General features: G+C 70.4%; 25 protein-coding genes and 1 riboswitch. Of the genes, 14 read left to right on the forward strand and 11 right to left on the reverse strand.

Features of this window, described 5'->3' with window-relative positions:
• Window positions 1-94: 94 nt before the first annotated feature.
• The 4 genes from DC008_RS23150 to DC008_RS23165 all read right to left on the reverse strand — a co-directional run bounded on the left by DC008_RS23150 (window position 95) and on the right by DC008_RS23165 (window position 3710).
• Window positions 95-418 (reverse strand): DMT family transporter, encoded by a 324-nt coding sequence (locus DC008_RS23150; RefSeq protein ID WP_108708595.1) that lies wholly within the window; start codon window positions 416-418, stop codon window positions 95-97.
• A 128-nt stretch (window positions 419-546) separates the two neighbouring features.
• A complete protein-coding gene (gene rsgA / locus DC008_RS23155; protein WP_108708596.1) occupies window positions 547-1557 on the reverse strand; it encodes a ribosome small subunit-dependent GTPase A in 1011 nt (336 codons plus the stop codon).
• A 17-nt stretch (window positions 1558-1574) separates the two neighbouring features.
• Window positions 1575-2891, reverse strand: a complete 1317-nt coding sequence (gene aroA / locus DC008_RS23160) for a 3-phosphoshikimate 1-carboxyvinyltransferase (protein WP_055624164.1) — start codon at window positions 2889-2891, stop codon at window positions 1575-1577.
• A 96-nt stretch (window positions 2892-2987) separates the two neighbouring features.
• Window positions 2988-3710, reverse strand: coding sequence for a M50 family metallopeptidase (locus DC008_RS23165; RefSeq protein ID WP_108708597.1), 723 nt, complete (start codon window positions 3708-3710; stop codon window positions 2988-2990).
• Between the two features lie 50 nt (window positions 3711-3760).
• Between DC008_RS23165 and DC008_RS23170 the strand changes: the two genes are divergently transcribed.
• From DC008_RS23170 to DC008_RS23215, 10 genes are all read left to right on the forward strand, one after another.
• On the forward strand, window positions 3761-4579 hold the full coding sequence (locus DC008_RS23170; RefSeq protein ID WP_108708598.1) for an SOS response-associated peptidase: 819 nt from the start codon (window positions 3761-3763) through the stop codon (window positions 4577-4579).
• A 1-nt stretch (window position 4580) separates the two neighbouring features.
• Window positions 4581-5219 (forward strand): alpha/beta hydrolase family protein, encoded by a 639-nt coding sequence (locus DC008_RS23175; RefSeq protein WP_108708599.1) that lies wholly within the window; start codon window positions 4581-4583, stop codon window positions 5217-5219.
• Between the two features lie 257 nt (window positions 5220-5476).
• On the forward strand, window positions 5477-6172 hold the full coding sequence (locus DC008_RS23180) for a sigma-70 family RNA polymerase sigma factor (protein ID WP_055624160.1): 696 nt from the start codon (window positions 5477-5479) through the stop codon (window positions 6170-6172).
• Window positions 6169-6471 carry a mycothiol system anti-sigma-R factor gene (rsrA, locus tag DC008_RS23185; protein WP_055624159.1) on the forward strand — a complete coding sequence of 101 codons (303 nt, stop codon included), beginning with the start codon at window positions 6169-6171 and terminating at the stop codon, window positions 6469-6471. Before DC008_RS23180 ends, rsrA begins: the two co-directional genes overlap by 4 nt.
• A 112-nt stretch (window positions 6472-6583) precedes the next feature.
• Window positions 6584-7891 carry an HD-GYP domain-containing protein gene (locus DC008_RS23190; RefSeq protein ID WP_108708601.1) on the forward strand — a complete coding sequence of 436 codons (1308 nt, stop codon included), beginning with the start codon at window positions 6584-6586 and terminating at the stop codon, window positions 7889-7891.
• Window positions 7888-9129, forward strand: coding sequence for an HD-GYP domain-containing protein (locus DC008_RS23195; RefSeq protein WP_108708602.1), 1242 nt, complete (start codon window positions 7888-7890; stop codon window positions 9127-9129). The genes DC008_RS23190 and DC008_RS23195 overlap by 4 nt, the downstream gene beginning before the upstream one ends.
• A gap of 108 nt (window positions 9130-9237) precedes the next feature.
• Complete coding sequence (locus DC008_RS23200) at window positions 9238-10218, forward strand: tetratricopeptide repeat protein (protein WP_055624156.1); 981 nt, start codon at window positions 9238-9240, stop codon at window positions 10216-10218.
• 74 nt (window positions 10219-10292) lie between these two features.
• Entirely contained in the window at window positions 10293-10943 is a 651-nt protein-coding gene (gene def, locus DC008_RS23205; RefSeq protein WP_108708603.1) for a peptide deformylase, read from the forward strand.
• A gap of 263 nt (window positions 10944-11206) precedes the next feature.
• Entirely contained in the window at window positions 11207-12292 is a 1086-nt protein-coding gene (gene cyc1, locus DC008_RS23210) for an epi-isozizaene synthase (protein WP_108710823.1), read from the forward strand.
• Window positions 12289-13671 carry a bifunctional albaflavenone monooxygenase/terpene synthase gene (locus tag DC008_RS23215; RefSeq protein WP_108708604.1) on the forward strand — a complete coding sequence of 461 codons (1383 nt, stop codon included), beginning with the start codon at window positions 12289-12291 and terminating at the stop codon, window positions 13669-13671. Before cyc1 ends, DC008_RS23215 begins: the two co-directional genes overlap by 4 nt.
• Here the strand turns inward: DC008_RS23215 and DC008_RS23220 are convergent.
• Complete coding sequence (locus DC008_RS23220) at window positions 13668-14633, reverse strand: GlxA family transcriptional regulator (protein WP_108708605.1); 966 nt, start codon at window positions 14631-14633, stop codon at window positions 13668-13670. The two genes, DC008_RS23215 and DC008_RS23220, sit on opposite strands and share 4 nt — an antisense overlap.
• A 92-nt stretch (window positions 14634-14725) precedes the next feature.
• Here DC008_RS23220 and DC008_RS23225 point away from each other — a divergent pair, with 92 nt between their 5' ends.
• Window positions 14726-14965 (forward strand): hypothetical protein, encoded by a 240-nt coding sequence (locus DC008_RS23225; protein WP_062668204.1) that lies wholly within the window; start codon window positions 14726-14728, stop codon window positions 14963-14965.
• On the opposite strand, the gene DC008_RS23230 is transcribed toward DC008_RS23225, so the two are convergent.
• The 6 genes from DC008_RS23230 to DC008_RS23255 all read right to left on the reverse strand — a co-directional run bounded on the left by DC008_RS23230 (window position 14878) and on the right by DC008_RS23255 (window position 21944).
• Window positions 14878-15834 (reverse strand): ribonucleotide-diphosphate reductase subunit beta, encoded by a 957-nt coding sequence (locus tag DC008_RS23230; protein WP_235073978.1) that lies wholly within the window; start codon window positions 15832-15834, stop codon window positions 14878-14880. The genes DC008_RS23225 and DC008_RS23230 overlap by 88 nt on opposite strands.
• A 56-nt stretch (window positions 15835-15890) precedes the next feature.
• Complete coding sequence (locus DC008_RS23235) at window positions 15891-18245, reverse strand: ribonucleoside-diphosphate reductase subunit alpha (RefSeq protein WP_108708607.1); 2355 nt, start codon at window positions 18243-18245, stop codon at window positions 15891-15893.
• A gap of 124 nt (window positions 18246-18369) precedes the next feature.
• Window positions 18370-18494: riboswitch (cobalamin riboswitch) on the reverse strand.
• Between the two features lie 52 nt (window positions 18495-18546).
• Window positions 18547-19053, reverse strand: coding sequence for a GNAT family N-acetyltransferase (locus DC008_RS23240; protein ID WP_108708608.1), 507 nt, complete (start codon window positions 19051-19053; stop codon window positions 18547-18549).
• A gap of 73 nt (window positions 19054-19126) precedes the next feature.
• Window positions 19127-20755: a monocarboxylate uptake permease MctP gene (gene mctP, locus DC008_RS23245; RefSeq protein ID WP_108708609.1), complete on the reverse strand. Its 1629-nt coding sequence runs from the start codon at window positions 20753-20755 to the stop codon at window positions 19127-19129.
• Entirely contained in the window at window positions 20752-21015 is a 264-nt protein-coding gene (locus tag DC008_RS23250) for a DUF3311 domain-containing protein (RefSeq protein ID WP_055624147.1), read from the reverse strand. Before DC008_RS23250 ends, mctP begins: the two co-directional genes overlap by 4 nt.
• Window positions 21016-21179: 164 nt before the next feature.
• Entirely contained in the window at window positions 21180-21944 is a 765-nt protein-coding gene (locus tag DC008_RS23255; RefSeq protein ID WP_055624146.1) for a GntR family transcriptional regulator, read from the reverse strand.
• Window positions 21945-22300: 356 nt separating this feature from the next.
• Here DC008_RS23255 and DC008_RS23260 point away from each other — a divergent pair, with 356 nt between their 5' ends.
• The 3 genes from DC008_RS23260 (at window position 22301) to DC008_RS23270 (ending at window position 25471) form a co-directional block, all read left to right on the forward strand.
• Window positions 22301-23578 (forward strand): extracellular solute-binding protein, encoded by a 1278-nt coding sequence (locus DC008_RS23260; protein ID WP_108708610.1) that lies wholly within the window; start codon window positions 22301-22303, stop codon window positions 23576-23578.
• Between the two features lie 79 nt (window positions 23579-23657).
• A complete protein-coding gene (locus DC008_RS23265; RefSeq protein WP_108708611.1) occupies window positions 23658-24644 on the forward strand; it encodes a carbohydrate ABC transporter permease in 987 nt (328 codons plus the stop codon).
• Window positions 24641-25471, forward strand: coding sequence for a carbohydrate ABC transporter permease (locus DC008_RS23270; protein ID WP_108708612.1), 831 nt, complete (start codon window positions 24641-24643; stop codon window positions 25469-25471). The genes DC008_RS23265 and DC008_RS23270 overlap by 4 nt, the downstream gene beginning before the upstream one ends.
• The last annotated feature ends 4 nt before the right edge of the window (window positions 25472-25475 follow it).

The raw sequence follows: 25475 nt of genomic DNA on the forward strand, positions 1-25475 counted from the left end.
TTGCCACGGCTCCGCCATGGCGCCCTCCTCCGCCTTGCGATCACGGCACCGGACCCCCCCGCTTCCTGATCCGGCCTGATCCAAACGAAAGACCCTAGTGCGCGGATCCGGACAGCTGGAGGCCGACCACTCCCAGGATGACCAGGGAGATCGACACGATCTTCAACGTGGAGACGATGTCGCCGAGGAAGACCATCCCGTAGATCGCGGTGCCCGCCGCCCCGATGCCCGTCCACACCGCGTACGCCGGACCCACGTCCAGCTTCCGCAGGGACAGGGTCAGCAGACCGAAGCTGCCGAGCGCGAAGATGCAGAAGGCGACGGTCGGCCACAGGCGCGAAAAGCCGTGCGACAGTTTCAGACAGACGGCGAAGCCGGTTTCGAGCAGCCCCGCCACGATGACCAGCAGCCACGCCATGTGCTGTCCTCCCGTATCCCAGGTTCGGTGACCGCTTCGTCAGGTTCGTCAGCCTCTGGCCAAGCTTGGAGCTCGCTCAATGCGATTATGCCCTTACCTAACTCACGGGGGGACAAACAACGCGGAGGTCAGTCGCCCTCCGTGCGCTCCCGCGTCGACAGCAGCCGGCGCAGCGAGTACAGCCGCGCCGGATCGGCGTGACCCTCCGCCACCCAGGCGTCCAGCGCGCAGTCCGGCTCGTCGTGACTGCACGCGCGCGGGCAGCCCTCGGTGCCCGCCTCCAGGTCGGGGAAGGCGTGGATGACCCGGGACGGGTCGACATGGGCGAGCCCGAACGACCGTACGCCCGGGGTGTCGACCACCCAGCCGCCCGCCCCGCCCAGCGGCAGGGCGAGCGCCGACGTCGTGGTGTGCCGGCCGCGCCCGGTCACCGCGTTGACGTGCCCGGTGACACGCCGGCGGTCCTCCGGCACCAGCGCGTTCACCAGCGTCGTCTTGCCGACGCCGGAGTGGCCCACGAACGCCGTGACCCTGCCGCTCAGATGCTCGCGCACCCGGTCCGCAGCGCCGCCGTCGGTCAGCTCCTCGCGGTTGGTGACGACGTAGGGGATGTCCAACGCGCCGTACAGCTCCAGCAGTTCGTCCGGGGACGCGAGGTCGGACTTGGTCAGCACCAGCAGCGGCTCCAGGCCGCCGTCGAACGCCGCCACGAGACAGCGGTCGATCAGCCGGGGCCGCGGCTCGGGATCGGCGAGGGCGGTGACGATGGCCAGCTGGTCGGCGTTGGCGACCACGACCCGCTCGAACGGATCGTCGTCGTCGGCGGTGCGGCGCAGCACCGAGCTGCGCTCCTCGATGCGCACGATCCGCGCGAGGGTGTCCTTCTTCCCGGTCAGATCGCCGACCAGGGCCACCCGGTCGCCGACCACCGCGGCCTTGCGGCCCAGTTCGCGGGCCTTCATCGCGAGGACGACCCGGTCGTCGACGAGGCAGGTCAGCCGCCCCCGGTCGACGGTGAGGACCATGCCCTCGGCGGCGTCCTCGTGCTTCGGGCGGATGTTGGTCCGGGGCCTGGTGTTCCGACGGCCGGGGCGCGTGCGGATGTCGTCCTCGTCGGTGTGCTTGCCGTAGCGGCGCATCGCTGTGTCCCCGAGCCCTACGCCCCGAGCATCCCGGTCCACAGATCGGGGAAGTCCGGCAGCGTCTTCGCCGTCGTCGCCACGTTCTCGATGCTCACGCCCTCGACCGCGAGGCCGATGATCGCGCCGGCCGTCGCCATGCGGTGGTCCTCGTAGGTGTGGAACACGCCGCCGTGCAGCGGGCGCGGGCGGATGTGCAGGCCGTCGGCGGTCTCGGTGACATCGCCGCCGAGCTCGTTGATCTCCTTGGTGAGCGCGGCCAGCCGGTCCGTCTCGTGCAGCCGCAGATGCGCCACCCCGCGCAGGGTCGAGGGGGAGTCGGCGAGGGCCGCGACGGCCGCGATGCCGGGCGTCAGCTCGCCGACCTCGCCGAGGTCCACGTCGATGCCGTGGATCGCGCCCGAACCGGTGAAGACCAGCCCGTACTCCGTCAGTTCGCAGGAGCCGCCCATCTCGGTGAAGATCTCCCGGAGCCGGTCGCCGGGCTGCGTGGTGCGGGCCGGCCAGTCCGGGATGAGGATCTTGCCGCCGGTCACCAGCGCCGCCGCGAGGAACGGCTGGGCGTTGGACAGATCCGGCTCGACGGTCAGGTCGCGGCCGAGCAGCGCGCCCGGCGTGACCCGCCAGACGTTCGGCTCACCGCCCGACTCCGGGGTGTCCACCTGCGCGCCGACCGCACGCAGCATGTCGACGGTCATCCGGATGTGCGGCATCGACGGCAGCGTCGAGCCGGTGTGCCGGACCTCGACGCCCTGGTTGAACCGCGGGCCGGACAGCAGCAGCGCCGACACGAACTGGGACGAGGACGAGGCGTCGATCTCCACCACGCCGCCCTCCAGCGCACCCCCGCCGTGCACGGTCAGCGGCAGCGCGCCCCGGCCGTCGTCGTCGATCCGGGCGCCGAGGACGCGCAGCGCGTCGATCACCCCGTGCAGCGGACGCTCGTACGACCTCGGGTCGCCGTCGAAGCGGACCGGGCCGTCGGCCAGCGCGGCCACCGGCGGCAGGAAGCGCATCACCGTGCCGGCGTTGCCGACGTCGACCGTGGCCGGGCCGCGCAGGCCCGCGGGCAGGACCCGCCACGCCTCACCGGTGCCCTCCGGACCCACGCCCTCCTCGATGCCGACCCCCATCGTGCGCAGCGCGCCGGCCATCAGCAGCGTGTCCCGGGAGCGCAGCGGGCGGCGCAGCCAGCCGGGCTCGCTCGCCAGGGCGGCGAGGACGAGGGCGCGGTTGGTGACGGACTTGGACCCCGGCACGTGGACCGTCGCGTCGACGGCTCCGCTCGCGTGCGGGGCGGGCCAGAGGGCGGTGGATGCGTCGTTCGGGGCCATGGCCCCACTTTATAAGCAGGCGGTCCCGCCGGTGCCGCGCCGTGGGGCCGGTCGTGCCACGGGGCCCGCCCCCGTGACCTGGGGCCGCTCAGGGCCTCACAGGTCCAGCAGCCAGCGGCCCCCGCCGAGGAGCGAGCACAGCGACACCGCGTGGAACAGGAACAGCCACAGCCCCGCCGGGACATGGGTGAGTCGCGACAGCTGGTCCGCGTCCGAGTCGCCGGCCCCGCCGCGCGACCGCTTCGCCTGCAGCTCGAAGGCCGGCGGAACACCGCCCACCAGGAGGAACCACACCACCGCGTACGCGAACGCCGCCTGCACCTGCGGTCCCGCGAGCCACGAGACCACCACGAACGTGCCGCCCGTCAGGAAGACCGTGAGTGCCCCGTAGGCATTGCGGATCATCACCAGCATCGCCAGCAGCAGGAGCGTCGCCAGCCACAGCAACAGCGTGATGCGCCCGGCGGACAGCAGCGCGGCGCCGCCGAGCCCCAGCAGGGGCGGAGCCGTGTAGCCCGCGGCCGCCGTGAGGATCATGCCGAGGCCGTACGGCTTGCCGCGGCTCACCGTGAGGCCGCTGGTGTCGGAGTGCAGCCGTATCCCGGTCAGCGCCCGGCCGGTCAGCAGGGCGACCAGACCGTGTCCGCCCTCGTGGGCGATGGTGATGGCGTTGCGCGACAGCCGCCACGCGCCCGGCGTGACGACCACGGCGAGCGCCGCCACCAGGGTGGCGATCACCACCCACAGGTCCGGGTCGGTCTGTGTACCGGAGACCTCGTCCCACAGCGAGGCGAGCGAGGCGGATGCGGTGCTGTCCATATGAGGCGTCGACTCCCTCGGGGTGGATGGAATCTGGCAGTGTGGCACGTATGTGCGGACGGTATGCAGCCAGTCGTGGGCCCGAGGACCTCGCGGCGATCTTCGGGATCGAGATGGGGAGGGAGCCCGAGGAGACCCTGGAGCCGGACTACAACGTGGCGCCGACCAAGGAGGTCCACGTCGTCCTGGACCGCCCCCTGAAAGACGCGGACGACCCGCGCCCGGTTCGGCAGCTGCGCAAGCTGAAGTGGGGACTGGTCCCCAGCTGGTCCAAGACGCCCGAGAGCGCCTTCAAGATGATCAACGCGCGCGCGGAGACGGTCCACGAGAAGCCGTCGTACCGGCGGGCCTTCACCTCCCGGCGCTGCGTCATCCCCGCCGACGGCTACTACGAGTGGGTCACCGGCCGCCAGGAGCTGGACCTGGAGCAGGAGGGCAAGCGCAAACGGCCGCGCAAGCAGCCCTACTTCGTGCTCCCCGCCGACGGCTCGGTCTTCGCGATGGCCGGGCTGTACGAGTTCTGGCGGGACCGGACCCTGCCGGACGACCATCCGCGGGCCTGGTGGGTGACCTGCTCGGTGATCACGACGGAGGCGGAGACCGCGCCGCTCGCGGTCGCGCCCGAGGAGGGCCCGCGCTCCCTGGCCGACATCCACCCCCGGATGCCGCTGATGCTGACGCCCGACCGCTGGGACGCCTGGCTGGACCCCGCCCGTCAGGACCCGGAGGAGCTGCGCTCGCTCCTCACGCCACCGCCGTCCGGGCTGATGCGCGCCTATCCGGTCTCCACGCTGGTCAGCAACGTCCGCAACAACGGCCCGGAGCTGCTGAAGGAGCTCGACGGCCCCGAAGAGGGCACACTCTTCTGACGTGACGACCGAGATCATCGAGACCATCGCCACGGACGCGGGCGACGCCCGTGTCACCTGGCACCCGGCGCCCCGGCCCCGGCTCGTGCTGGCCGTGAGCCACGGCGCCGGCGGCGGCATCGGCGCCCGCGACCTCGTGGCGCTCGCCCGGACCCTCCCGGAGCACGGGGTGAGCGTCGCCCTCGTCGAGCAGCCCTGGCGGGTGGCCGGCAAGAAGGTGGCGCCCGCGCCGAAGACCCTGGACACCGGGTGGCGGGGGGTGTGGCCGGCGCTCGCGGCGCCGGGCCTGCCGGTGATCTCCGGCGGGCGCAGCGCGGGCGCCCGCGTCGCCTGCCGTACGGCCGTGGAGCTCGGGGCGCACGCCGTACTGGCGCTGAGCTTCCCCCTGCACCCGCCGGGCAGGCCCGAGAAGTCCCGGGCGGACGAACTGCTCGGCGCCGGCGTGCCCACCCTCGTCGTGCAGGGCGGCAACGACCCCTTCGGCAGGCCGGAGGAGTTCCCCGACGGCCCCTACGAACTGGTCGAGGTGCCCCATGGCGACCACGGGTTCGCCGTGCCCAAGCGGGCGCCCCTCACCCAGGACGAGGCCGTGTCCCTCGTCACGGACGCGGTCGTCGGGTGGGCCGGGTCACTGGGGTAAAGACTCGGGAATGTTGCGGCCCCGGCCTCTGTTGTGGCGGACAGCGGTGCCCACGCACCGGCACCGACGTCGCTGGAGAGGAAGTCCACCGCATGGGTTCGACCTTCTGCCCGAGTCGCAGCAGCCGTGCCGACCTGGACTGGACGGTGCTGCACGCGGCCAAGACCGCCCCTATTCGAGGGGCGGCAGGTACGGCAGGTCGTCTATCCTCCGATTCAGGCACGGCCGGATTCGGCCCTGCCCGGAATCTTGAGGAGGTGGGTCCGGTTCCCGGTACCGACGCAGGGACCGACAACGGCCAGGCGGAGCAGCCCGAGGGCCTGGGCACGAGCGTGGGCACGTCCCCCGAGACGACCGCCGAGCGCACCGCGCGCTTCGAGCGGGACGCGCTCGAATTCCTCGACCAGATGTATTCGGCCGCGCTGCGCATGACGCGCAACCCGGCCGATGCCGAGGACCTGGTGCAGGAGACCTACGCCAAGGCGTACGCGTCCTTCCACCAGTTCCGCGAGGGCACCAACCTGAAGGCGTGGCTGTACCGGATCCTCACCAACACCTTCATCAACTCCTACCGCAAGAAGCAGCGCGAACCCCAGCGCTCCGCGGCCGAGGAGATCGAGGACTGGCAGCTGGCGCGCGCCGAGTCGCACATGTCGACCGGACTGCGCTCCGCCGAGTCGCAGGCGCTGGACCACCTGCCGGACTCGGACGTGAAGGAAGCACTGCAGGCGATCCCCGAGGAATTCCGCATCGCCGTGTATCTGGCCGACGTAGAGGGCTTTGCGTACAAGGAGATCGCGGACATCATGGGGACACCCATCGGAACGGTGATGTCCCGGCTGCACCGGGGCCGCCGTCAACTGCGCGGCATGCTCGAGGACTACGCCCGCGAGCGCGGGCTGGTCCCGGCCGGCGCCGGAGAGTCGGACGAAGCGAAAGGCTCGGGCTCATGAGCTGCGGAGAGCCGCACGAGACGGACTGCTCCGAGGTACTCGACCACCTCTACGAGTTCCTCGACAGCGAGATGCCGGATGTCGACCGCGTCAAGTTCAAGCAGCATTTCCAGGAGTGCTCGCCGTGCCTGGAGAAGTACGGACTCGAAGAGGCCGTGAAGAAGCTCGTCAAGCGCTGCTGCGGCCATGACGACGTCCCCACGGACCTGCGCGCGAAGGTGCTGGGCCGGCTCGACCTGATCCGCTCCGGACAGGCCGTGCCCGACCACGACGTGGCCACCGCTCCGCAGGAGACCTGACGCCTCGCGTCACCCGAACGTGCGAAAGGCGGGCGACACGCCCGCACCCGCCCCCACACCCACCTAGGCTCCGCGAGAGCTGAGCAGGTGACGGTGGGGGAGGGGCCGGGGCATGGAGACCTTGCCGGCACGGGCGCGCGTGTACGTCGCCTGTGCCGCCCTCGCGGCGGCGCTCTGTCTGCTGCCCCTGCACTCCGCGCACCCGCCCTGGTGGGCGGTGGCTCTCCTCGCCGCGCTGTACGCCGGCGGGGGACGCGTCGCCGCCCGCGGACGTCTGTCGGGCACCTTCTACCCCGTGCTGCTGGCCGGGGCGTTCCTGCTGCCCGCGCCCGCCGCCGCGCTCGTGGCGGTGCCGGGCGCGCTGCTCGGACCCGTCGGACGCCGGCCGCGTGGACCGCGGCGCCTGTGGCGGGCCTCCCAGCTGGTGCTCGCCGTGTCCGCGGCCGCCGGGGTCTACGGGGCGCTCGGCGAGCCGGACGCCGTGACGGCGTCGGAGTTCCCCCGCGCGCTCGCCGCCGCCGGGGCCGCCGTCGTCGCGTTCTGCCTGGTCCTCACCCTGCTCGACGGCGGCATCCTGGCGCTCGCCGAGCGGGTGCCCGCCCGCCGCGCCTGGCGGGGACTGTACCTGCGCTCCCTCGCGCCCATCGCCGTGCACGGCCTGGCCGGACTCATGATGGCCGTCCTCTGGCACAGCCCGTACGGCCCGGTCGCGGCCCTGCTCGTGCTGCTGCCCATGTGGGTGTCGTGGTGGGTGTTCGCCCAGTACCACCGTGAGCACGCGGCCCACCAGGCCACCATCCGCGCCCTCGTGCAGGCCGTCGACATCAAGGACGGCTACACCCGCGGCCACAGCGAGCGCGTCGGGCACGCCTCCATGATGATCGCCCGGGAACTGGGCCTGGACGACGAGCGGGTGGAGGTGCTCCGCTTCGCCGGCATCCTGCACGATGTCGGCAAGCTCGGCGTGCCCACCCGACTGCTCCGCAAGGACGGCCCCCTCACCCCCGAGGAACGCCGGATCATCGAGCTGCACCCGGAGTACGGGCACGAGATGGTCCGCGGCATCTCCTTCCTCGGCGAGGCCCGGGCCGCCGTCCTGCACCACCACGAACGCCTCGACGGCAGCGGCTACCCCTACGGCCTGAGGGGAAGCCAGATCCCGGAGCCCGCCCGGGTGGTGGCCGTCGCGGACGCCTTCGACGCGATGACGTCGACCCGCTCCTACTCCCGGGCCCGGCCCGTCCAGGTCGCGCTGCGCGAGCTCCAGCGGTGCGCGGGCTCGCAGTTCGACCCCCGGATGGTCACCGCGCTCGTCCGCGCCGTCCGCCGGTTCGGCTGGCACCCCGCCGTGACCGCGGACGAGGCCGGCGCGCCCCCGCCCCGGCCACCCGTCTCCAGCGTCCCCGGAGCCCACCGATGACGGCCCCGCGGTCATCGCTCCTGCTCGGCTGCGTCCACACCGGCGCCGCCCTCCTCGCCGGGCTCTCCCTGCTCGACTGTCTGCGCGACGGCCTCGACGAACGCGGCACCGCCCTCGCCTTCGGCGCCCTCGTCGTCCTCGGCGAACTGACCCGCTGGACCGGGGCCGAAGGCCGCGAGGCCGCACCCCTCGGCGCCGCGGCCGCCCTGTCGTACGCGCTGCTCGGGGAGGCCGGCGGGCAGGCCACCCATCACGGGGTGACCCAGGTGGTCGGCGTGGTGCTCACCGCCTCGCTGCTCGGGAGCGTCCCGCACATCGCGTGCGGCCGGCCCGTGCGGGACCATCTCGCGCGGCGCGTGCTCACCACCGGCTTCGCCGCGGTCTGTCTGCACCCCCTCTACAACCAGGGCGCCTTCCACGGCTGGGGCACCTCGTACGCCGTGCTCCTGGCGGCGGTCCTCACTCTCACCTTCCTGTGCGACGCGCTGCTCGCCGCGGCCCTCGCGCACTCCCGCACCGGCTGGCCGTTCGGCCCGCTGCTCCGCGACGAGCTGCGGGCCACCCTCGGCATCGGGTCGGCGGTCTGCGCCACGGGCGCGGTGATGGCGCTCGCCGTCGCCGTCGTCGGGCTGTGGGCGCTGCCGGTCTTCTCGGTGCCGCTGCTGCTCACCCAGATGTCGTTCCGCCGGTACGCCGCCGTGCGGACCACCTACCGGCAGACCATCGCCTCCCTCGCCCGGGCCACCGAGATCGCCGGATACACCCCGGCCGGGCACGCCCGCCGGGTGGCCGCCCTCAGCCGGGAGGTCGGCCGGGACCTCGGGCTGTCCGAGGCGGAGCTCACCGTGCTGGAGTACGCGGCGCTCATGCACGACATCGGACAGCTCAGCCTGGTCGACCCGGTGCCGGCCGGGGCGACCGCCCGGCTGCCCGCCGAGGAGCAGCGGCGGATCGCGCTGCTCGGCGGAGCCGTGGTCCGGCAGACCGGTGTGAGCCTCCAGGTGGCGCTGATCGTGGAGCGTCTCGCGGACCCCTGCGCCGAGCAGCCGGTCGCCGCCCGGATCGTGCGCGCGGTGAACGCGTACGAGGAGAAGGCACGCGACGCCGGGCCCGGCGGGGCGCTGGCGGCCCTGGAGGAACTGCGCCTGGGCACCGCCGGGGAGTACGCCCCGGAGGTGGTCGGCTCGCTCGCGCGGGTCCTGTCCAGAGACGGTCTGAGCATGCCTGTGGCTGGGTAACCCATGGGTAATGAGCGCCCTTCCAGCCGTACGTGGTTGGATGCGAAGGAAAGGGTGTCCGGGGGCAGCACTAGCCAGCCCACTCCACGGAACTGGCAGGCGGGAATCGTGAGGATCTTCGGCAAGGGACGGCACCGGCCCTCCGCCTCCTGGCGGCAGGCCACCGACCGGGCGTTCACTCTGATCGGCGACGGCCGGTACGAGGACGCCGGCGCGCTGCTGACGCGGGCCGCCGATCTGGAGCCCTGGCTGTCCGAGTCCTGGTTCAACCTCGCGCTGCTGCACAAGTTCCGGCACGACTGGGAGCAGGCGCGGGCGGCCGGGCTGCGGGCCGTGGCCCTGCTGGACCGGGAGACCGGCGCCCCCGACTGGTGGAACGTCGGCATCGCGGCGACCGCGCTGCAGGACTGGCCGCTGGCCCGGCGGGCCTGGCAGGCGTACGGCCTGCGGGTGCCGGGCGGGGCCACCGAGTCCGGTGAGCCGGCCGGGATGGACCTGGGCAGCGCGGCCGTACGGCTCTCCCCGGAGGGTGAGGCCGAGGTGGTGTGGGGGCGGCGGCTGGACCCCGCCCGGATCGAGGTGCTGTCGATCCCGCTGCCGTCGTCCGGGCGCCGCTGGGGCGAGGTCGTGCTGCACGACGGTGTGCCCCACGGGGAGCGGACCACGTCGTCGGGTCACTCCTTCCCGGTCTTCGACGAGATCGAGCTGTGGGCGCCGTCGCCCGTCCCGACCTGGGTGGTCCTGCTGGAGGCGGCCACCGAGTCCGACCGGGACGCCCTGGAGCAGCTCGCCGCCGACGCCGGGTTCGCCGCGGAGGACTGGTCGTCGTCCGTGCGGCTGCTGTGCCGGATGTGCTCCGAGTCACGGATGCCGTCCGACGAGGGCGACGGGGAGCATCTGGACCCGCACGACCACAGTGAGCCGGGCCACCCCGGTCCGCTCGGGCACCGCACCGACGGGCAGCTGTGGGTGCCGGAGCGCGAGTGCGGGGTCGCGGCACCGGCCGCGCTGGTCCGGGGGCTGCTGGACGGCTGGGTCGCGGACAGCCCGGACAGCCGTGACTGGCGTGATCTCGAAGAGGTCTGCTGAGCGTTCCCCGTACCCTGTATCAGCATCACCGTCCGTCCGATCCCCGGTTTGTGCAGGAAAGGCTTACGTCTGTCATGGCCCAGCAGGACACCGATCAGCAGCACGCGGGCGTGCTCCCCGTCGACGACGAGGGCTTCGTCATCGACTCGGAGGACTGCGACGAGCGCGAGCAGGCGTACCGCGAGCGCGGCACCTCGCGGCCCATCACGGTCGTCGGCAACCCGGTCCTCCACAAGGAGTGCAAGGACGTCACGGAGTTCGACGACGAACTGCGGCAGCTGGTCGACGACATGTTCGCCTCGCAGCGCACCGCCGAGGGGGTCGGCCTGGCCGCCAACCAGATCGGCGTCGACCTGAAGGTCTTCGTCTACGACTGCCCGGACGACGACGGCGTGCGGCACGTCGGTGTCGTCTGCAACCCCAAGCTCGTGGAGCTGCCCGCCGACCGGCGCCGCCTGGACGACAGCAACGAGGGCTGCCTGTCCGTGCCGACCGCGTACGCCCCGCTGGCCCGCCCGGACTACGCCGAGGTGACCGGCCAGGACGAGAAGGGCAACCCGATCAAGGTGCGTGGCACGGGCTACTTCGCCCGCTGCCTGCAGCACGAGACGGACCACCTGTACGGCTACCTCTACATCGACCGCCTCTCCAAGCGGGAGCGCAAGGACGCGCTGCGGCAGATGGCCGAGAACGAGCCGCGCTACCCGGTCGTCGCCAACGACTGACCCCCTCGCGCCCACGGGCCGCATCCGTACGGCGCCCGCCCAGGACCTCCGTCCCGGTCGGGCGCCGTTCGCGTCTCCGTCATCTGTTCGAGCGCGTCCCGCCGATGACAGCGGGACTGCGGTCCTGTAGGGGTAGTGAATGATGCAAATCCGTTCCCAGAACGGTCAGTTGTGGTGCTGAATGGAAGTGCGGGGATACACGACGGTGCACGCCCGGCGCAGGGGAGGGCGTGACCGACCGGCGGGCTGAGAGGGGTTTGTTCGTGCATGCTTTCTCACGCGGCACCACATCGACACCGACAGCGGTACCGGTACCACCAGCGCTCTGTCTTCCGGTGATCGAGGAAGCGTTTCCCAGGCAACTCCATCCCTATTGGCCCCGGCTCCAGGAGAAGACCCGCACCTGGCTCCTCGAAAAACGGCTCATGCCGGCCGACAAGGTCGAGGAGTATGCCGACGGCCTCTGCTACACCGACCTCATGGCGGGGTACTACACCGAGGCCCCCGAGGCCGTCCTGCAGGCGATAGCCGACTACAGCGCGTGGTTCTTCGTCTGGGACGACCGGCACGACCGCGACATCGTCCACCGCCGGCCGGCCGCCTGGCGGCGGCTGCGGACCCGGCTGCACACCGCCCTCGACGCGCCCGAGCGGCACCTCGGGCACACCGATCCGCTGGTGGCGGGACTGGCCGACAGCCTCGTACGGCTGTACTCGTTCCTGTCGCCCGGCTGGAACGCCCGCTTCGCCCGCCACTTCCACGCCGTCATCGAGGCGTACGACCGGGAATTCGTGAACCGCACCGAAGGGCGTATCCCCACTGTCGAGGAATACCTCGCCCTGCGCCGACTCACCTTCGCCCACCACATCTGGAACGACCTTCTCGAACCGAGCGCGGAACTCGAACTCCCCGACTTCGTGAGAAAGCATCCCGCATACCGGAGGGCGGCATTACTGAGCCAGGAATTCGCCGCCTGGTACAACGACCTCTGCTCCCTCCCGAAGGAAATAGCGGGCGACGAGGTCCACAATCTCGGCATCAGTCTCGTCACCCATGAACGGCTGACCCTGGAAGAGGCCATCGTCGAAATGCGGCACCGCATCGACGGGTGTGTCTCCGCATTCCTCGTCGCCGAACGCGACGCCCTGGTGTTCGCCGACTCCCTCGCCGACGGCACCCGGTACGGAAAGGAACTCGGTACCGCCGTGCGCACCTGCGTCGGCAATATGCGCAACTGGTTCAGCTCGGTCTACTGGTTCCACCACGAGTCCGGCCGGTACAAGGTCGACAGCTGGGACGACCGGTCCACGCCCCCGTACGTCAGCAACGAAGCGGCAGGTGAGAAATGACCGTCGAGTCCGTACCCCCGGGAACCGGCTCCCGTCCGTCCTCCGAACTGCGCGAGCCGCCCCTCGCCGGCGGCGGGGTCCCCGTACTGCGCCACGCCTGGCGCATGGTCCGAGATCCCCTGGCCTTCATGTCCGGGCTGCGCGACCACGGCGAGGTCGTCCGCCTGAGGCTCGGCCCGAAGACCCTGTACGCCGTCACCAGCCCCGAACTCACCGGGGCACTGGCGCTGAGCACCGACTTCGAGATCGCCGGGCCGCTGTGGGAGTCGCTGGAGGAGTTGCTCGGCAAGGAGGGCGTGGCCACCGCGAACGGGCCCCGGCACCGCCGTCAGCGCCGCACCATGCAGCCCGCGTTCCGGCTCGACGCCATCCCCGGCTACGCGCCGGTCATGGAGGAGGAGGCACACGCGCTCACCGGGCGGTGGCAGGCCGGCGAGATCATCGACTGCACCACCGAGGCCTTCCGGATCGCCGTGCGCGTCGCCGCCCGCTGCCTGCTGCGCGGGGCGTACATGGACGAACGCGCCGAGCGGCTGTCCGCGGCGCTCGACACGCTCTTCCGGGGCATGTACCGGCGGATGGTGATCCCACTCGGGCCGCTTTACAGGCTGCCGCTCCCGGCCAACCGCCGATTCAACGGAGCCCTGGCCGATTTCCATCTCATCGTCGACGAGATCGTCGCCGAACGCCGGGCATCCGGTCAAAGGCCGAACGATTTGCTGACGGCATTGCTGGAGGCCACGGACGGCAATGGCGACCCCATTGGCGAGCAGGAGATCCACGACCAGGTCGTCGCCATTCTGACCGCAGGGGCCGAAACCGTGGGGTCCACGATCATGTGGCTGCTCCATGTCCTCGCCGAGCACCCGGAACACGCCGACAAGGTGCGCGCGGAAGTTGAATCCGTGACCGCCGGCCGGCCGGTGGCATTCGAGGACGTCCGCGCCCTGCGGCACACCAACAATGTCGTGATCGAGGCAATGCGGCTGCGGCCCGCGATCTGGATTCTCACCCGGCGCGCGGTCGCCGACACCGAACTCGGTGGCTATCGCATTCCGGCCGGGTCCGACATCGTCTACAGCCCGTACGCGGTCCAGCGCGACCCGCGGTCCTACACCGACCACCTCCGGTTCGACCCGGACCGCTGGCTGCCGGAGCGGGCGAAGGAGGTGCCGAAGTACGCCATGACGCCGTTCGGCGTCGGTAACCGCAAGTGCCCGAGCGACCACTTGTCGATGGCGCTGCTGACACTCGTCACGGCGGCGCTGGCGACCTCGTACCACTTCGAGCAGACACCCGGCTCGAAGGACGGGACCAGGGTCGGCATCACCCTCCACCCGCACGACCTGAGACTGCGGACGACACCCCGTAGCCCTTAGGCGGCCTCGGGTCCCTTGAACGTGCGCCGGTAGGCCTGGGGGGTCGTCCCGAGGGCCCGTACGAACTGGTGGCGGAGCGCGGCGGCCGTGCCGAACCCGGTCCGGCCGGCGATCGCGTCCACCGTCTCGTCCGTCGCCTCCAGCAACTGCTGGGCCAGCAGGACCCGTTGCCGCAGGATCCAGCGGTAGGGGGTGGTGCCGGTCTCCTGCTGGAAGCGGCGGGCGAAGGTCCGCGGGGACATCAGCGCGCGCTCGGCGAGCTGCTCGACGGTGACGTCCTCGTCTAGGTGCCGCTCCATCCAGGCCAGCACCTCGCCGACGGTGTCGCAGGAGGAGGCGGGCAGCGGGCGCTCGATGTACTGGGCCTGGCCGCCGTCCCGGTGGGGCGGCACCACCATCCGCCGGGCGATCTTGTTGGCGACCTCCGGGCCCTGCTCCTTGCGCACCAGGTGCAGACAGGCGTCGATGCCGGCGGCGGTGCCGGCGCTGGTGATCACCGGCCCCTCGTCGACGTAGAGCACATCGGGCTCGACCGTCGTCCGGGGGTGCCGCCGCGCCAGCTCCTCGGCATGCCGCCAGTGCACACTGCACCGCCGTCCGTCGAGCAGGCCCGCCGCTCCCAGCATGAAGACCCCGGAGCAGACGCTGAGCACCCGGGCGCCCCGGTCGACCGCCCTGACCAGGGCGTCCAGCAGCTCGGGCGGAAAGTCACGGGTGAGGTAGTCGTTCCCGGCCGGCACCGCGATCAGGTCCGCCTCCTCCAGCCGCTCCAGACCGTACGGGGTGGAGAGGGTCAGCCCGCCGGCGTGGGTGCCCAGCGTCGGCCCCTCGGCCGAGACGACCGCGAAGTCGTACGTGGGCAGGCCCTCGTCGCTGCGGTCGATGCCGAACACCTCGCAGACCACACCGAGTTCGAAGGGGTGTACGCCGTCCAGCAGGACGGCCGCCACGTTCTTCAGCATGGTGCCATTGTGCCTCGCGGATGGCAGTAAATCGAGGGTGTGCGGCAGTCCTGCCACTGTTCGACAGGAGTGTCCGGCGCGACAGTGGTGTCATGACTACGGAACAGACACAGACACTGCTCGCCATGGCCGTCGTGCTCGGGATGTTCGTCCTCCTGGTCCTCCCCTCGGTGATCGGGATCGTGCACGACCGCCGCATCGACCGTCAGATCAGGGAGGCCCAGGAGCGCGACGCGGTCCGGACTCAGAAGTCCTCGTCCAGGTCGACGGTGCCCTCCACCGCCACCTGGTACGCCGAGGGACGCCGCTCGAAGAAGTTGGTCAACTCCTGAACCCCCTGCAGCTCCATGAAGGAGAAGGGGTTCTCGGAGCCGTACACCGGGGCGAAGCCGAGGCGGGTCAGCCGCTGGTCGGCGACGCACTCCAGGTACTGCCGCATCGAGTCGGTGTTCATGCCCGGGAGGCCGTCACCACACAGGTCGCGCGCGAACTGCAGCTCGGCCTCGACGGCCTCCTTCAGCATGTCGGTGACCTGCTGCTGGAGCCGGTCGTCGAACAGCTCCGGCTCCTCCTTGCGGACCGTGTCGACCACGTCGAACGCGAACGACATGTGCATGGTCTCGTCCCGGAACACCCAGTTGGTGCCGGTCGCGAGGCCGTGCAGCAGGCCCCGGCTGCGGAACCAGTAGACGTAGGCGAAGGCCCCGTAGAAGAACAGGCCCTCGATGCAGGCGGCGAAGCAGATCAGGTTGAGCAGGAACCGCCGGCGGTCGGACTGCGACTCCAGCCGGTCCAGCTTCTCCACCGAGTCCATCCAGCGGAAGCAGAACTCGGCCTTCTCACGGATCGACGGGATGTTCTCCACCGCCGCGAACGCCGCCGCCCGGTCCTCCGGATCGGGGAGGTAGGTGTCCAGCAGCGTCAGATAGAACTGGACGTGCACGGCCTCCTCGAACAGCTGGCGCGACAGATACAGCCGCGCCTCCGGGGAGTTGATGTGCTTGTACAGGGTCAGCACCAGATTGTTCGCGACGATCGAGTCACCGGTCGCGAAGAACGCCACCAGCCGCCCGATCAGGTGCTGTTCGGCCGGGGTCAGCTTCGCGAGGTCGGCGACGTCCGAGTGGAGGTCGACCTCCTCGACGGTCCAGGTGTTCTTGATCGCGTCCCGGTAGCGCTCGTAGAAGTCCGGGTAGCGCATGGGGCGCAGGGTCAGCTCGAAGCCGGGGTCGAGCAGGTTCTTGGTCGTGCTGGTGGTCACTGGCAGGCCTCGCAGGACTCGGGGTTCTCAAGGGAGCAGGCGACGGCCTCGGGGTCGGCGGCCTGCTGGACGGGGACGGTGGCGCGGGCCGCGCGGGCGATCCTCGTCGCCGGGCGGGAGCGCAGGTAGTACGTGGTCTTCAGCCCCTGCTTCCAGGCGTACGCGTACATCGAGGAGAGCTTCCCGATGGTCGGCGTCTCCAGGAACAGGTTCAGGGACTGCGACTGGTCGAGGAACGGCGTGCGTGCCGCCGCCATGTCGATCAGGCCGCGCTGCGGGATCTCCCACGCCGTGCGGTACAGCGCCCGTACGTCCGCCGGGATCCACGCGAAGTCCTGCACCGAGCCGTTGGCCTCGCGCAGCGCCTCACGGGTGCGGGCGTCCCACACGCCGAGCCGCTTCAGCTCCTCCACCAGATACGAGTTGACCTGGAGGAACTCGCCGGACAGCGTCTCGCGCTTGAACAGGTTGGAGACCTGCGGCTCGATGCACTCGTAGACACCGGCGATCGACGCGATCGTGGCGGTCGGGGCGATGGCCAGCAGCAGCGAGTTGCGCAGGCCGGTGGTGGCGAGGCGGTCGCGCAGCGCGGCCCAGCGCTCGGGCCAGGTCAGCTCCACGTCGTAGTGGTCGGGGTGCAGCACGCCCTGGGCGGTGCGCGTCTTCTCCCAGGCCGGCACCGGCCCTTCGCGCTCGGCGAGGTCGGCGGACGCCTCGTACGCGGCGAGCATGACGCGCTCGGCGATCCGCGTGGACAGCGCCTTCGCCTCGGGCGAGTCGAAGGGCAGCCGCAGCTGGAAGAAGACGTCCTGCAGACCCATCGCGCCCAGACCCACCGGGCGCCACCGGGCGTTGGAGCGGCCGGCCTGCTCGGTCGGGTAGAAGTTGATGTCCACGACCCGGTCGAGGAACGTGACGGCCGTGCGGACCGTCTCGTCCAGGCGCTCCCAGTCGATGTCCCCGTCGCGCACGAAGGCGCCGAGGTTGACCGAGCCGAGGTTGCAGACCGCCGTCTCCCCGTCGTCCGTGACCTCCAGGATCTCGGTGCACAGGTTGGAGGAGTGCACGACGTGCCCGGGCAGGGCGGTCTGGTTGGCGGTCCGGTTGGCGGCGTCCTTGAAGGTCATCCAGCCGTTGCCGGTCTGCGCGAGGGTGCGCATCATCCGGCCGTACAGCTCGCGGGCCGGGAGGGTCTTGCGCGCGAGGCCCTCCGCCTCGGCCGCGCGGTAGGCCGCGTCGAACTCCTCGCCCCACAGATCGACCAGCTCGGGCACGTCGGCGGGGGAGAACAGGCTCCACGGCCGGTCGGCCTCGACCCGGCGCATGAACTCGTCCGGCACCCAGTGCGCGAGGTTCAGATTGTGTGTACGGCGGGCGTCCTCACCGGTGTTGTCCCGCAGCTCCAGGAACTCCTCGATGTCGGAGTGCCAGGTCTCCAGGTACACCGCCGCCGCGCCCTTGCGCCGCCCGCCCTGGTTCACGGCCGCCACGGAGGCGTCCAGCGTCTTCAGGAACGGGACGATGCCGTTGGAGTGCCCGTTGGTGCCCCGGATCAGCGAACCCCGGGAGCGGATGCGGGAGTACGACAGCCCGATGCCGCCGGCGTGCTTGGAGAGCCGGGCGACCTGGTGGTAGCGGTCGTAGATCGAGTCCAGCTCGTCCTTGGGGGAGTCCAGGAGGTAGCAGGACGACATCTGGGGGTGCCGGGTGCCGGAGTTGAAGAGCGTGGGGGAGGACGGCAGGTACTCCAGGCGGCTCATCAGCCGGTACAGCGCGGCGACCTCGTCCACCGCCGAGGAGGTGTCGTCCGCGGCGAGGCCGGAGGCGACCCTCAGCAGGAAGTGCTGGGGCGTCTCGATCACCTTGCGGGTGTGCGGATGCCGCAGCAGATAGCGGCTGTAGAGGGTGCGCAGGCCGAAGTAGCCGAAGCGGTCGTCGGCGGCGGGGTCGACGAGCGCGTCGAGCCGGTCCGCGTGCGTCCGCGCGAACGCGGCGGTCCGGTCGGCGATCAGGCCCTCGCGGTGCCCGGTCGCGACCGACCCCGTGAAGCTCGTGACGCCCTGCGAGGCGGCCTCGGCGGCGATGGAGAGGGTGAGCAGCCGCGCGGCCAGCCGGCTGTACGCCGGGTCCTCGGAGATGAGACCGGCCGCCGCCTCGGTGGCGAGCTCGCGCAGCTCCGCCTCGTCGGCCCGCGCGGACCGGCCGCGCAGCGCGGCGGCGGCGACCCGGCCGGGGTCGGCGTCGGGGAGGTCGGCGGTCAGCTCGGTCAGGGTCCGCAACAGCGCGGCACCGGGACCGTCGTTCTCCGGTTCGGCCGCCGCTGAGGCCGGTTCGGCTGGCGCGATGGTCACGTGAGGCTCTCCCTCGCTCGGCACAGGGCCTTGCGGAGGGCAGGGGGCAGCTCACGAGCGCACGGGGCGTCGCGTCCACCGGCCCATTCCACGAGGCCCGGACGTCTGGGCGCACCGGCCGGGTGGCCGGGACGCACTGTCGGCAGGTCCTCGGACTGACCATGTGCACGGAACATGCACAAGTACACCGTTGCGGGACAGTTCCGGATTCGCACCGGATTCCCCTGCGGCGACAGCGAGCATGAGCATACATCTTGTGCTCGCCCGTCGCGCCACCCCTAGATGTTGTGGCGTGGTGGTGTCAGAGCGTCAACTCATAGGTGACGAGCGTGAGGTCGAGGAGCTCCGGCACGGGGTTCCAGTCCCGTTCCGGGGTGCGGACGAAGCCCAGACGCTCGTAGATGCGATGGGCGCTGTACATGGTGGGCTGGGAGGAGAGGACCACGCGTACACAGCCCTCCGTGGCGCGGGCGCGGTCCAGGCAGGCGCGTACGAGCGCCTCGCCGGCGCCGCGTCCCCGGGCCGCCCGGTCGACGGCGAGCATCCGGATCTCCGCCTCGCCGGGCCCGGCCAGATCCGCCATCGGGCCGCTGCCCGAGACGAAGGTCACGCCGCCGAGGACACGGTCGCGCTCGACAGCGACGAGTACCTCGGCGGCCGCCGCGCGCCTGGCCACGTCCTTGAGCTCATGGAGATAGGAGTCGTCCTCGCCGAAGTCCAGCAGTCCGTCCCGTAGATAGGCCTCTGCGGTGATCTCCCCGAGGATGCCGTACTCCCCGGGGGCCGCCGGCCGGATCACGATGTCCATGCCGCCGAGTCTGCCGCAGGAACACGGCGGCGGGCCGCCGGATTTCTCCGACGGCCCGCCGTGTGCGGGTGGTTCAGTGGGACGAGCCCGCCGTGGCCGGCGGCAGCTCCACCTGGACGCCGGGGTCGCCCGCGTCCGCCGTGTAGTCCTCCGGCTTCGTCTCGTCGACGCCGTCGGGGGCCTTCGCGGCCTTCAGGACGAACGTCAGGACGACGGTGACCAGCGCGTTGAGCACGAACGCCGTCAGACCGATGTAGCCGATCTCACCGATGCCCGGGATCTCCTTGGAGGAGCCGCCGAAGTGCTTCTGCGCCGGGGTCGCCACCCCGTACGCGGCGAGCGTGCCGTAGATCATGCCGACCGCCCAGCCGGCCAGCAGGGCCCAGCGGTGGAACCAGCGGGTGAACAGGCCGCCGACCAGGGCCGGGAAGGTCTGCAGGATCCAGATGCCGCCCAGCAGCTGGAAGTTGATGGCGACCGTCTTGTCCATGGTGAGGACGAAGACCAGCGCGCCCACCTTCACCAGCAGCGACACCAGCTTGGAGACCTTGGTCTCCTGGGCGGGCGTGGCGTCCGGCCTGATGAAGTCCTTGTAGATGTTGCGGGTGAACAGGTTCGCCGCTGCGATGGACATGATCGCCGCCGGCACCAGCGCGCCGATGCCGATGGCCGCGAAGGCCACGCCCGCGAACCAGGCCGGGAACATGTTCTCGAACAGCTGCGGGATCGCCAGCTGCCCGTTCTGCACCTTGATCCCGGCCGCGATCGCCATGAAGCCCAGCAGGGCCAGCAGACCCAGCATCAGGGAGTACAGCGGCAGGATCGTGGTGTTGCGCCGGATCACCTCACGGCTGCGGGAGGACAGCGTCGCGGTGATCGAGTGCGGGTACATGAACAGCGCGAGGGCGGAGCCCAGCGCCAGCGTGGCGTACGTCCACTGGGTCGCGTCCGGCGGGGTGAGCGCCCCGCGTGGCGCGCCCGTGGCCGGGTTGGTCTGGCTGTACGCCTCGCTCGCCTTGGCGAAGATCTCGTCGAAGCCGCCCAGCTTGATCGGGATGTAGATGATCGCCACCGCGATGACGATGTAGATCAGCGTGTCCTTGACGAACGCGATCAGCGCGGGGGCGCGCAGGCCCGACGAGTAGGTGTACGCCGCCAGCACGCCGAAGGCGATGAGCAGCGGCAGGTCCTTGATGAACCAGTTGGTGTTCTCGCCGCCGCCGACGCCCATCACGTCCAGGACGGCCTGGATGCCGACCAGCTGGAGCGCGATGTAGGGCATCGTCGCCAGGATGCCGGTGACCGCCACGGCCAGCGACAGGCCCTTGGAGCCGAACCGCCCGCGCACGAAGTCGGAGGTCGTCACATAGCCGTGCTTGTGCGAGACCGACCACAGGCGCGGCAGGAACGTGAAGATCAGCGGGTAGACGAGGATGGTGTACGGCACCGCGAAGAAGCCCGCCGCGCCGGCCGCGTAGATCGCCGCCGGGACCGCCACGAAGGTGTACGCGGTGTACAGGTCGCCGCCGAGCAGGAACCATGTGACCCAGGTGCCGAACGACCGGCCGCCCAGGCCCCATTCGTCGAGGCTGTGCTCGTTCTCGGCCTTGCGCCAGCGCGCGGCCAGGAAGCCCATGACCGTGACGGCCAGGAAGAAGAAGATGAAGACGCCGAGCGCGACGCCGTTCACGCCGTCGTTCATTCCGCGGCACCGCCCTTCTGGGAGGCGCGGGCGCGCTGGTCACGCTGCCACAGCTTGTACGCGGTCATCGTCAGCAGCGTCGAGATCAGCACCCACAGCATCTGGTACCAGTAGAAGAACGGGATGCCGATGAACTGCGGGTCGGTCCTGCTGTACGAACCCACCCACAGCATCGCCACGAAGGGTGCGGCCAGGCAGAGGCCGATGACCACCCGGGCGGGCGTCACCAGGCCTCTGTTCACTTCTGGTGCATCTGACATCGGACGGCTCCGCTCATTGATCGCCTGGGAAATGCCCGGGCAATGTAGGTGACGGCGCAACCGCAGCGGAAGGCTTTGACCGCCCTTCCGATGTGGAGGAATCGTGTGCACGTCACATGGAGCTGGACAGAAGCGGAATCTTCCGTACCGACCTCGTCCGTACGTCAGTCCTGCGGCCTCTTGAGCCTGGCCACGAACTTGTAGCGGTCGCCGCGGTACACCGAGCGCACCCACTCCACCGGCTGGCCCTCGCGGTCCAGGGAGTGCCGGGACAGCATGAGCATCGGCAGGCCCACGTCGGTGCCGAGCAGACCGGCCTCGCGCGGGGTGGCCAGCGAGGTCTCGATGGTCTCCTCAGCCTCGGCGAGATGGACGTCGTAGACCTCGGCGAGCGCGGTGTAGAGCGAGGTGTACTTGACCAGCGACCGGCGCAGCGCGGGGAAGCGCTTGGCGCTCAGGTGCGTGGTCTCGATGGCCATCGGCTCGCCGTTCGCCATGCGCAGCCGCTCGATGCGCAGCACCCGGCCGCCGGCCGTGATGTCGAGCAGGTCGGCCAGCCGGTCGTCGGCGGTGATGTAGCCGATGTCCAGCAGCTGCGAGGTCGGCTCCAGGCCCTGTGCCCGCATGTCCTCGGTGTACGAGGTGAGCTGCAGCGCCTGCGACACCTTCGGCTTGGCGACGAACGTGCCCTTGCCCTGGATGCGCTCCAGCCTGCCCTCGACGACGAGTTCCTGCAGGGCCTGGCGCACGGTCGTGCGCGAGGTGTCGAACTCGGCGGCGAGCGTGCGCTCGGGCGGCACGGGGGTGCCGGGCGCCTGGGTCTCCGTCATGTCGAGGAGATGCTTCTTCAGGCGGTAGTACTTGGGCACGCGGGCGGTGCGGACGGGGACGCCGCTCTCGTTCTCCGCACTGCTGACGTCGGTGCTCATGCTCCGCCTTCCCGCTCCGGCTGCGGCTCACATCGTGGCACGGTGGCGCGGGGCCTGTCCCCGTACGCTCCGTGATCTGTTCTGTATACCGTCGCCGGGCCGTTTGGTCTAGTCCACAGAATGCAATGGTCTAGCGGCCGATGGCGGCCGCGAGCCGCATTTTCGAGGGTTTCTTACTTAAAGGTTCCTGCATATGTAGGTCGCATAACGGCTGGTAGGAGCCCCTTCGAGCACCCTTGACACCCCTTCTGGTCTGGTCCAAGCTCCGGGTACTGGTCTACACCATTGGTCCAGGTCCCGGCCCATCGCTAGTGCGGGGAGGCAGGGGGGTTTGTGGCATCCCTGAGGAGGGTGGCGTGAAGCGCAGGCTGATATCCGCGATCGGTGTCGCGGGCATGATGATCTCCCTGGCGGCGTGCGGGGGCGACAACGGCGACGGCGGGGGCAAGGCCGGGGCGGACGGGTACGCCGGCGAGACGCTCACGGTGTGGGTGATGGACGGTTCCTCGCCCGACCAGTGGCAGAAGGACGTCGCCGCCGCCTTCGAGAAGAAGACCAAGGCCAAGGTCAAGTTCCAGATCCAGCAGTGGAACGGCATCCAGCAGAAGCTGACCACCGCCCTCTCCGAGGAGAACCCGCCGGACGTCTTCGAGATCGGCAACACCCAGACGCCGGCCTACGCCAAGACGGGCGGCCTCGCCGACCTGGCCGACCTCAAGAACGAGATCGGCGCCGAGTGGACGGCGTCCCTCAACGAGTCCTCCATCTTCGAGGGCAAGCAGTACGCGGCGCCGTGGTACTTCGCCAACCGCGTGGTGCTCTACAACAAGAAGGTCTGGGCCGACGCCGGCATCAAGGACACGCCCAAGACCCGCGACGAGTTCTACGCCGACCTCAAGCAGATCGGCGAGAAGACCGACGCCGAGCCCATCTACCTGCCCGGCCAGAACTGGTACCACTTCGTGGGCCTCACCATCGGTGAGGGCGTCCAGCTGGTGAAGGAGCAGGACGGCAAGTACGTCTCCAACCTCGACGACCCGAAGGTCGCCGCCGCCATGGAGACGTACAAGAAGTTCCAGGCCCTGTCCAAGGCCCCCAAGGACAAGGACGAGGCCACCCCGCAGCAGGGCGAGGTCTTCGGCAAGGGCAACGTCGGCGCCTTCATCGGCATGGGCTGGGAGGCCGGCATCGCGATCAAGGCGAACCCGAAGATCGAGAAGGAGATCGGCTACTTCACCATCCCCGGTGCCACGGCCGACAAGCCCGAGGGCGTCTTCCTCGGCGGCTCCAACCTCGCGGTCGCCGCGGGCAGCAAGAAGCAGGAGCTCGCCAAGGAGTTCCTGAAGATCGCCCTGTCCGACCAGTACGAGGGCCAGCTCGCCAAGCTCAACGGCGTCATCCCCAACAAGGAGTCGCTGCAGAGCAACCTCAAGGGCAACGAGGTCGCCGAGGCCGCCGCGCCGGCCGCCGCGGGCGGTGGCACCACGCCGCTGATCCCCGAGTGGGCCGCCGTCGAGAACGCCCCCAACCCGGTCAAGACGTACATGACCGCCGTGCTGAACGGGAAGTCCCCGGCCGCCGCCGCCAAGCAGGTCGAGGACGAGTTCAACAAGCGCCTCGCGCAGCAGCAGTAAGGGCACCGGGTGCGGGGGCCGGCCGTCGGGCCGCCCCCCGCACCCTCGTTCCGGTAGGTCGAGAAGAGAGATCGCGAGCATGACCGTGCAGACCGAACGGCCGCCCTCCGGTCCGGTGGACGTGGCGAAGACGACGCCGGGCGGACCCCGCGGGCCCAGACCCGCGACGGGGAGGCGCGCGGGCACGTTCGTCCCCTACCTCCTGCTGCTGCCGGCCTGCGCGGCCACCGTGCTGCTGCTCGGCTGGCCGCTGCTGAAGGACGTGCTGCTGTCGTTCCAGAACCTCAACATGGCGCAGCTGATCCAGCACGTCACCGAGTGGAACGGCGTCGAGAACTACAAGCAGGTCCTCACCGGCGAGGACTTCTGGCGCGTCACCCTGCGCTCGATCCTGTTCACGGCGGTCAACGTCGTCCTGATCATGGTCGCCGGCACCCTGGTGGGCCTGCTGCTGGCCCGCCTCGGCAAGCGGATGCGGATCACGCTGATGATGGGGCTCGTACTGGCCTGGGCGATGCCGGTGGTCGCCGCCAGCACCGTCTACCAGTGGCTGTTCGCGCAGCGCTTCGGCGTCGTCAACTGGGTGCTGGACAAGCTCGGCTGGCACTCGATGGCCGACTACAGCTGGACCAGCAGCCAGATGTCCACGTTCTTCGTGGTCACCCTGCTGATCGTGTGGATGTCGATCCCGTTCGTCGCGATCAACCTCTACGCGGCCACGACCACCATCCCCAGCGAGCTGTACGAGGCCGCCTCCCTGGACGGCGCGGGCGTCTGGAAGAGCTTCACCACGGTGACCATGCCGTTCCTGCGCCCCTTCCTGTACGCCACGACCTTCCTCGAGGTCATCTGGGTCTTCAAGGCGTTCGTGCAGGTCTTCACCATCAACGGCGGCGGCCCCGACCGGCTCACCGAGATCCTGCCCGTCTACGCCTACATCGAGGGCGTCGGGAACCAGCACTACGGCATGGGCGCCGCGATCGCCGTCCTGACCATCCTGATCCTGCTCGGCCTGACCGCCTACTACCTCAGGATCGTGCTCAAGCAAGAGGAGGACGAGCTGTGAAGCGCTCACTCTTCGGCCGTCTGTGGCCCAACGTCACGGCCGTCGTCCTGTTCGTCGGCTTCGTCTTCCCCGTCTACTGGATGTTCGCCACGGCGTTCAAGCCGACCGGCGACATCATCTCCGAGGACCCGGTCTGGTTCCCGACCGACATCACCTTCGAGCACTTCCAGCGGGCCACCGGCGTCGACCACTTCTGGACCTACGTCGGCAACTCGCTGATCGTCACCCTCTGCGCGGTCGTCTTCGCCCTGGTCATCGCGCTGGCCGGCGCGTTCGCCCTGGCGCGGATGCGGTTCAAGGGGCGGCGCGGGTTCGTCATCGGCTTCATGCTGGCCCAGATGGCGCCCTGGGAGGTCATGATCATCGCGGTGTACATGATCGTCCGGGACGCGTCGATGCTCAACAGCCTGCTGCCGCTGACCGTCTTCTACATGATGATGATCCTGCCCTTCACCATCCTGACGCTGCGCGGCTTCGTCGCCGCGGTGCCGCGGGAGCTGGAGGAGGCGGCGATGGTCGACGGCTGCACCCGCTCCCAGGCGTTCCGCAAGGTCATCCTGCCGCTGCTGGCGCCGGGCCTGATGTCCACGTCCCTCTTCGGCTTCATCACCGCGTGGAACGAGTTCCCGCTGGTCCTGGTGCTGAACAAGGAGGCGGAGGCGCAGACCCTGCCGCTGTGGCTGTCCAGCTTCCAGACCGCCTTCGGCAACGACTGGGGCGCGACCATGGCGGCCTCGTCCCTCTTCGCCGTCCCGATCCTGATCCTCTTCGTCTTCCTGCAGCGCAGGGCTGTCAGCGGCCTGACGGCCGGCGCCGTGAAGGGATAACGCC

Origin of the sequence: Streptomyces nigra (assembly GCF_003074055.1) — a bacterium.
GTDB classification, from domain to species: domain Bacteria; phylum Actinomycetota; class Actinomycetes; order Streptomycetales; family Streptomycetaceae; genus Streptomyces; species Streptomyces nigra.

Excerpts from the sequence above, each read along its gene's own strand:
- rsgA (WP_108708596.1), bottom strand. The coding sequence starts at position 1,557 with ATGCGCCGCTACGGCAAGCACACCGACGAGGACGACATCCGCACGCGC.
- DC008_RS23225 (WP_062668204.1), top strand. The coding sequence starts at position 14,726 with ATGACTACGGAACAGACACAGACACTGCTCGCCATGGCCGTCGTGCTC.
- aroA (WP_055624164.1), bottom strand. The coding sequence starts at position 2,891 with ATGGCCCCGAACGACGCATCCACCGCCCTCTGGCCCGCCCCGCACGCG.
- DC008_RS23170 (WP_108708598.1), top strand. The coding sequence starts at position 3,761 with ATGTGCGGACGGTATGCAGCCAGTCGTGGGCCCGAGGACCTCGCGGCG.
- DC008_RS23230 (WP_235073978.1), bottom strand. The coding sequence starts at position 15,834 with ATGCGCTACCCGGACTTCTACGAGCGCTACCGGGACGCGATCAAGAAC.
- DC008_RS23255 (WP_055624146.1), bottom strand. The coding sequence starts at position 21,944 with ATGAGCACCGACGTCAGCAGTGCGGAGAACGAGAGCGGCGTCCCCGTC.
- DC008_RS23250 (WP_055624147.1), bottom strand. The coding sequence starts at position 21,015 with ATGTCAGATGCACCAGAAGTGAACAGAGGCCTGGTGACGCCCGCCCGG.
- DC008_RS23195 (WP_108708602.1), top strand. The coding sequence starts at position 7,888 with ATGACGGCCCCGCGGTCATCGCTCCTGCTCGGCTGCGTCCACACCGGC.
- DC008_RS23215 (WP_108708604.1), top strand. The coding sequence starts at position 12,289 with ATGACCGTCGAGTCCGTACCCCCGGGAACCGGCTCCCGTCCGTCCTCC.
- DC008_RS23150 (WP_108708595.1), bottom strand. The coding sequence starts at position 418 with ATGGCGTGGCTGCTGGTCATCGTGGCGGGGCTGCTCGAAACCGGCTTC.
- DC008_RS23165 (WP_108708597.1), bottom strand. The coding sequence starts at position 3,710 with ATGGACAGCACCGCATCCGCCTCGCTCGCCTCGCTGTGGGACGAGGTC.
- DC008_RS23220 (WP_108708605.1), bottom strand. The coding sequence starts at position 14,633 with ATGCTGAAGAACGTGGCGGCCGTCCTGCTGGACGGCGTACACCCCTTC.
- rsrA (WP_055624159.1), top strand. The coding sequence starts at position 6,169 with ATGAGCTGCGGAGAGCCGCACGAGACGGACTGCTCCGAGGTACTCGAC.
- DC008_RS23265 (WP_108708611.1), top strand. The coding sequence starts at position 23,658 with ATGACCGTGCAGACCGAACGGCCGCCCTCCGGTCCGGTGGACGTGGCG.
- DC008_RS23240 (WP_108708608.1), bottom strand. The coding sequence starts at position 19,053 with ATGGACATCGTGATCCGGCCGGCGGCCCCCGGGGAGTACGGCATCCTC.
- DC008_RS23190 (WP_108708601.1), top strand. The coding sequence starts at position 6,584 with ATGGAGACCTTGCCGGCACGGGCGCGCGTGTACGTCGCCTGTGCCGCC.
- def (WP_108708603.1), top strand. The coding sequence starts at position 10,293 with ATGGCCCAGCAGGACACCGATCAGCAGCACGCGGGCGTGCTCCCCGTC.
- mctP (WP_108708609.1), bottom strand. The coding sequence starts at position 20,755 with ATGAACGACGGCGTGAACGGCGTCGCGCTCGGCGTCTTCATCTTCTTC.